This window comes from Moorena sp. SIO4E2 (genome assembly GCF_010671945.1).
Taxonomy (GTDB): domain Bacteria; phylum Cyanobacteriota; class Cyanobacteriia; order Cyanobacteriales; family Coleofasciculaceae; genus Moorena; species Moorena producens.
On record NZ_JAAHIE010000418.1, the window covers coordinates 1 to 6,596 of the forward strand.

At 41.6% G+C, this 6,596-nt stretch carries 6 protein-coding genes; 5 read left to right on the forward strand and 1 reads right to left on the reverse strand.

Annotated features, from left to right (window positions below):
* A partial coding sequence (locus tag F6K37_RS29205) for a F0F1 ATP synthase subunit gamma (RefSeq protein ID WP_287253973.1) occupies positions 1–114 on the forward strand: 114 nt, incomplete at its 5' end.
* A 144-nt stretch (positions 115–258) separates the two neighbouring features.
* Positions 259–1,518 carry an RNA-guided endonuclease InsQ/TnpB family protein gene (locus F6K37_RS29210; protein WP_287253965.1) on the forward strand — a complete coding sequence of 420 codons (1,260 nt, stop codon included), beginning with the start codon at positions 259–261 and terminating at the stop codon, positions 1,516–1,518.
* A 113-nt stretch (positions 1,519–1,631) separates the two neighbouring features.
* Here the strand turns inward: F6K37_RS29210 and F6K37_RS29215 are convergent, their stop codons facing one another.
* Positions 1,632–1,754, reverse strand: a complete 123-nt coding sequence (locus F6K37_RS29215) for a hypothetical protein (protein WP_287253967.1) — start codon at positions 1,752–1,754, stop codon at positions 1,632–1,634.
* 187 nt (positions 1,755–1,941) lie between these two features.
* Here F6K37_RS29215 and F6K37_RS29220 point away from each other — a divergent pair, with 187 nt between their 5' ends.
* The 3 genes from F6K37_RS29220 to F6K37_RS29230 all read left to right on the forward strand — a co-directional run bounded on the left by F6K37_RS29220 (position 1,942) and on the right by F6K37_RS29230 (position 6,321).
* Positions 1,942–3,093 carry an AZOBR_p60025 family cell surface glycopolymer formation protein gene (locus F6K37_RS29220; protein WP_008181114.1) on the forward strand — a complete coding sequence of 384 codons (1,152 nt, stop codon included), beginning with the start codon at positions 1,942–1,944 and terminating at the stop codon, positions 3,091–3,093.
* 1,026 nt (positions 3,094–4,119) lie between these two features.
* Positions 4,120–5,457, forward strand: a complete 1,338-nt coding sequence (locus F6K37_RS29225) for a calcium-binding protein (protein WP_287253969.1) — start codon at positions 4,120–4,122, stop codon at positions 5,455–5,457.
* A gap of 315 nt (positions 5,458–5,772) precedes the next feature.
* Positions 5,773–6,321 (forward strand): calcium-binding protein, encoded by a 549-nt coding sequence (locus tag F6K37_RS29230; protein ID WP_287253971.1) that lies wholly within the window; start codon positions 5,773–5,775, stop codon positions 6,319–6,321.
* The last annotated feature ends 275 nt before the right edge of the window (positions 6,322–6,596 follow it).

Genomic DNA, 6,596 nt, shown 5'->3' on the forward strand with positions numbered 1-6,596 from the left:
GATAATGCATCGGAACTGACTGGTAAACTAACCCTAACCTACAACAAGGCACGGCAAGCCGCAATTACCCAGGAAATTCTGGAAGTTGTGGGTGGTGCTGAAGCACTCGGTTAATTTCATTTTATTTAATTTATTTTATCAAAAAAAATTGGGTCTAAAACCCCGTCCTTCTAGGACGGCTTTTTTTTTGGGGCTAAGACTTGACGATTTGTGCTGGGCGCGTTAGCATAATGATATAACAGAAAAGGTCGATTTCTGATGATAATTCTTGAATTTAAGGCATACGGCAAAAATAGTCAGTACTCAGCTATAAACGAGGCTATCCGGACTGTTAAGTTTGTCCGCAATTCCTGTCTTAGGTTGTGGATTGACAATAAGGGGATTACAAAATACGACTTAAATAAATACTGTAGAGTCTTAGCTAAGAACTTTTCTTTTGCCAATGAATTAAATTCGACCGCTCGGCAGGCTGCTGCTGAGAGAGCATGGTCATCGATTGGCCGTAGGCCACGCTACGCGAACGCCCGTTTCTATGAAAACTGCAAGAAGAAAGTACCTGGAAAGAAAGGGTTCCCCCGATTCCAGAAGCATTGTAGATCGGTCGAATACAAGCAGTCAGGATGGAAAATATCCCCTGACAAAAAGTCGTTCGCGAAGCGTCGGCTTTGCCGAATCACGTTCACTGACAAGAAAGGAATTGGGAAGCTCAAACTCAAAGGTAAGTGGGACTTATGGCGTTTCGATAAGAAACAAATCAAGCGAGTTAGGATAGTAAAAAGAGCAGATGGCTACTATGTCCAGTTTTGTGTCTCAGTTGATAACAAGGAGGAACTAAAGCCATCAAGGAAAACTATCGGATTAGACGTTGGACTGAAAGAGTTTTACACAGATTCTGATGGCAATTCAGAATCTAATCCCCGATTTTATCGAACGGGGGAAAAGCGACTTAAGTTTTATCAACGTCGGGTATCCCGCAAAAAGAAAGGCTCAGCCAATCGTAGAAAAGCCATTAATAAACTAGGCAGGACGCATCTCAAAATAAGTAGGCAGCGTGAGGAACATGCGAAGAGACTCGCACGTTGCGTAATCCAGTCTAACGACTTGGTTGCCTATGAAGATTTGAGAGTAAGAAACTTAGTAAAAAACCACTGTCTTGCAAAATCTATTAATGACGCAGGTTGGTATCAGTTCAGGAAATGCTTAGAGCATTTTGGGAAAAAATTTGGTAGGGTCACTGTTGCAGTAAATCCTGCTTACACTAGTCAAAACTGCTCTGAATGCGGTGAGGTCGTGAAAAAGTCTCTATCAACTAGAACTCATACTTGCAAATGCGGTTGTCAATTAGATCGCGATCACAATGCCGCAATTAACATCCTTAATAGAGCCTTGGGTACGGTGGGGCACACCGGAACCTGGATCATCGATCCGAACGCTTTAGGAGAGGACACCTCTACTTTGCCTGACTCTGGTTTGGCTGAGCAAGTGACCTCGTTGATTAAAGAATCCCCGTTCTTCTAGGACGGGGAGTGTCAACGTCAGCTGCAAAGATTACCCGCGTCTGGAATTAACCAGGCGCATTTTTACTTTTTGCTAATTTTATAAGCAATTATAGTGTTTATAGCATTTTTCAATTAGGTGAGGTACACATTCCTGGGTTTTAGGGAACAGGGAACAGGGAACAGGGAACAGGGAACATAAAAGAGGCAAAAGGCAAGAGGCAAGAGGCAAGAGGGAAAAAAATATGTGTACCTCATTAGGATATAAATAGCTATAGTAACAAAGGGTATAGCGGATTATATCATGTTAATATAATCAGTTATCAAAAAACTTAGCTTCCTTATTGTAAGTAATCTCCCTGCTCATCGCCTGTTCCCTGTTTCCTGTTCCCTGTTCCCTATTATCTACTAATTATAAGTGTTCAACCGAAAATGATATTACATCATGAAACAATTATGGAATCGCCAGCCGGTTGAGATTAGGCACACAATATTGGCTGCTATTTTAGTATTAGTTATAGTAAGTTTTTTTTATTTTGTCAAATTTGAAGGAAATATTACTGGCTTTTTCAGAATTGGGTCACTATTTCCTATTTCTCCTTATCTCAATAGTCATAAAGTATTGATTTATCAGGGAGAGCAGGGATATGATGGTCAACAGTTTCTGAGTATTGCTCTCGATCCATGGTTAGAAAACTCAGGGACAATAGAAGCCATTACTCCTCCGCAATATCGCTACAGAAGAATTCTCTATCCACTGCTAGGTTATCTATTAGGTTTTGGGAATCCCCAGTTAATTCCCTACGCAATGGTTGGGATTAACTGTCTAGCTATTATTCTCATAGTATTTGTGAGTAGTTTATATCTGAAACAATATAGTGGTAGAACTTGGCACTCACTCCTGGTTCTTTCTATACCAGGAGTTTGGATGGTTTTATCCCTTTCAACAGCTGATTTAATCAGTAGCTTGCTGCTAGTAACAGCTATCTATTTTTATCGCAATGAAAAACCGATTTACACAGCAATAGCCATCACAGCTGCTTGTCTGACAAGGGAGACAATGCTATTAATGTGGTTGGCAATTTTATTAACCAGTATATGGGAGCGCAAAGGTCGGCAGCTGCAACATCTATTATGGGCTTGGATACCAGTAGCTGGGTGGGCTATCTATGTTTTCTATCGTCTAGAGGCTCAAGAAAATCTAGAAGGTAGTGAAAATTTTGGCTACCCCCTATTTGGCATAGGTCAAAAGCTGATTAATAGTCTCACAGGAGGACTAGGAGGAAAAAACCTGTTTGAAGCTTATTCGTTTGCCTTATTAATAGCAGCTTTTGTAGTCACTATACTGCTAGCCAGTCAATCCCTACGAGAAAACAAGGTTATCCTAATCAGTGCAATTATTTATGCTGTGCTATTTTCCATGACTAGCATGACTATCTTAGGTTATTATTTAGATTATTCTCGTGTATACCTAGATATCTATTTCTTACTATTACTCAGCAGCAGTAACTCAAAACGCTATTTAAACTATTTAAAAAATATCCTCATGGCTGGTGCCAGCTTGGCAAGCATCACCTATTTACTTGCCCATTCATGAAAAACCGGAAATTCGTCAGCTAATGCGCTACGCCCACGCTACTTGAGGTGCTATCAGCTAATGCGCTACGCCCACGCTACGCGAATAGGTTTTTAATAAAAGAGGTAAGCATTAGTTTAATCTGAGTTAAGTCGGCTGAGGAGTGACAGCTTATGGCACATCAAGTAGCACCTCAAGTAGCGCATTAGCTTACATTTTCATTAATCTCTCAACATTAAATTATCCCTAAAGAGATTTATGTTAAGCTGACGGCTGACAGCTGACGTAAATTGTTTAAAGAAAACTCCAACAAAGAAAAAAAAATTACTTAGATAGCTTCTTTCATCGCGCTGTAATTATATATTAGACCTATTGGATAAGTCTCATAAACCGTGGGTGAAGACAAGGCAAAAGGCAAGAGGCAAGAGGCAAAAGGGATAGATACAGCATTTTTAATAACTCTCAGATGTGCTCGAAGAATTAATAATTAAATTCGCCACGGGTCTCACCTCAGGTACACAGGATTTTTTCCTTTTCCCCTCTGAACTCTTACCTGCTCCCTGCTCCCTAAAACCTTAGGTGCGCTTTCCGTTGGCGAATTTAATTCGCCACGGGTCGCACCTCAATAATTTGTACCTGACCGAATGGCAAAACGCTGTAAATGCTTTAAAGGACATGAATGATCATCCAATTAAAGCTTTTTATAAATTATCTAAGTGAAGTAAATTTATTTCACAACATCTTTAACTAATCGATACGTATAATTATGCTGATTTTATAATCAATAGCAATTTTTTCGCTTATTCTGAATCTATAAATTGAAACATTCAGCTATCAGCTAACGCCTTAGGCGCATCTACGCTGACTATATATCAGCCCTTGCCTGAGCTGAATGCTTACCTTTTTTCACAAAAAGGTCAAATTTAACTTGATTAACTTAACTATTAGAGGCTGAAAACTACTGTAGTTTTCAGATACAACCTCAGATACTACCCAGGTGTGCATTACATAACAACTGACAATTCATTAATTACGGAGCAAACATCAATGGTTTCTAATGATAACTTTGCCGACCGGGTATTGTTAAACGGTACATCAGTTAATACCACAGGCACTAACGTGAGTTTCACTGGGGAGCTAGGTGAGCCGGATCATGCAGGCATTAGCAGCCCGTTAAATTCTGCTTGGTGGTCTTGGACAGCTGCCGCTGATGGTATCGTGACCATTGATACTTTTGGGAGTAACTACGACACTAGCCTAGCAGTCTATACCGGTTCAGCAGTTAACAGCTTAACTGAAATTGCCAGTAATGATGATAATGGCATGACTTTGCAAAGCGCAGTTCGATTTACCGTTAGCGCTGGTACAACCTACCAAATTGCTGTTGATGGCTTTTTTTCCAACACAGGCTTGATTGATCTCAACATCAACTTAGATGAGGGAACATCAATGGTTTCTAATGATAACTTTGCCGACCGGATATCGTTAAACGGTACATCAGTTAGTACCACAGGCAATAGTCTGGGTTTCACTGGGGAGCCAGGTGAGCCGGATCATGCAGAAGTTAGCAGCCCGTTAAATTCTGGTTGGTGGTCTTGGACAGCTGCCGCTGATGGTATCGTGACCATTGATACTTTTGGGAGTAACTACGACACTACCCTAGCAGTCTACACCGGTTCAGCAGTTAACAGCTTAACAGAGATTGCCAGTAATGATGATGATAGCATGACTTTCCAAAGCGCAGTTCAATTTACCGTTAGCGCTGGTACAACCTACCAAATTGCTGTTGATGGCTTTTCCTCCACCACAGGCTTGATTGATCTCAACATCAACTTAGATATTGACGACACTCTGATTTCAGGAACATCAAACGATGATACCCTGTTCGGCACTGTCGAAAACGATCAGATTGAGGGTTTGGCTGGCAATGACACAATCTTTGGTAGTGAGGGAATTAATACCCTTCTTGGGGGTGATGGTAATGACCTGATCTACGGTGGTTCACAGCTGGATGTGATTCGTGGTGGTAGCGGTAACGATACCATTTTCGCCAGTGAGGGTAATAATGAAATCTTTGGTGATGCTGGTGATGACATCATCTATTCTGGCTCTGGCAATGATTTCATTAATAGTGGCAGTGGTAACGACACCCTGTGGCTAGGGGGTGGTGAGGATCTAATTGTCCTCGAAAGCGGCAATGGCTTTGATACCATCAATAACTTCCAGCTTGGTCTGACTACCTTTGATGCTGGCGATAGTGATCAGCTGAGCATCGTTGATGGTGCTAATGGTGCCGAAATCTCGAGCGGGGGAGACCTCTTGGCTGTAGTGAGTTGGACTCAAGCTAGCACTCTGATCGATAATCTCTCTGAGGTGTTTGTCTAGGGTTTTTCTGCAAGGCTTTGGTAAAGCAAAGCTTGCCGGAGCATAAAATCATGATTTGATTAGCATAGTGCGTCTGAGTTAACTCAGGCGCATTTTTGATCAGGGTTTTTCTGCCCAGGGCTTTTGTTAAGAAAGATTACAAAAAATTGCCCTTTTGTAGAAAAAGGGCAGATTTAGTTTGATTAACCATTAGAGGCTGAAAAACACAGCAGTTTTTAGATACAGCCTCAGACACCACCTCAGATGTAACTTCAGATACAACCGAGGTGTGGGTTACATAGCAACTGACGATTCCTTATTAAGGAGGAAACATCAATGAATTCTATCAATAATATCACGGGAACATCAGGTGATGATAACCTGTTTGGCACTGTCGAAAACGATTATATTAACGGTTTCGGTGGCAATGACACGATCTCTGGTAGTGAGGGAATTGATACCCTTATCGGTGGCAGTGGTAATGACCTGATCTACGGTGGTTCACAGCTGGATTTGATTAGCGGTGGTAGCGGTAACGATACCATCTTCGGCAGTGAGGGTGATAATGTAATCTATGGTGGTTCTGGTAATGACATCATCTATTCTGGCTCTGGCGATGATTACATTCGCAGTGGCAGTGGTTACGACACCCTGTGGCTAGGGGGTGGTGAGGATCGAATTGTTCTCGACACCGGCAATGGATATGATACCGTCAACAACTTCCAGCTTGGTCTAACTACCTTTGATGTTGCCAATCCTAATCAGGTGAGCATCGTTGATGGTCAGGATGGTGCTGAAATCTCGAGCGGCGGAGACCTCCTGGCTGTGGTGAGTTGGACTCAAGCTAGTACTCTCTACGAGAATTTCAATGAGGTGTTTGTCTAGGATTTTTCTGCAAGCCTGCAGTAGAGCAAAGCTTGCCAGAGCATAAAATCATTTTTTTGCAGAATTATTGTTAGAGGAGGAGAGGAAGATAACTGAATTCTAACTTCGGTGATCTTTCCCCTCTTTCCCTTATTGCGATTCTCACCAATGAATGATTTCATCTCCGGATAATTAGTGATAAAAAACCATTTCCGATTAAACCTTACTCCTTTTATTCTGCCTTATCCCTCCCTTTTTGCCCGTGCGCGAATCACAATACCATACCAGATATAGCA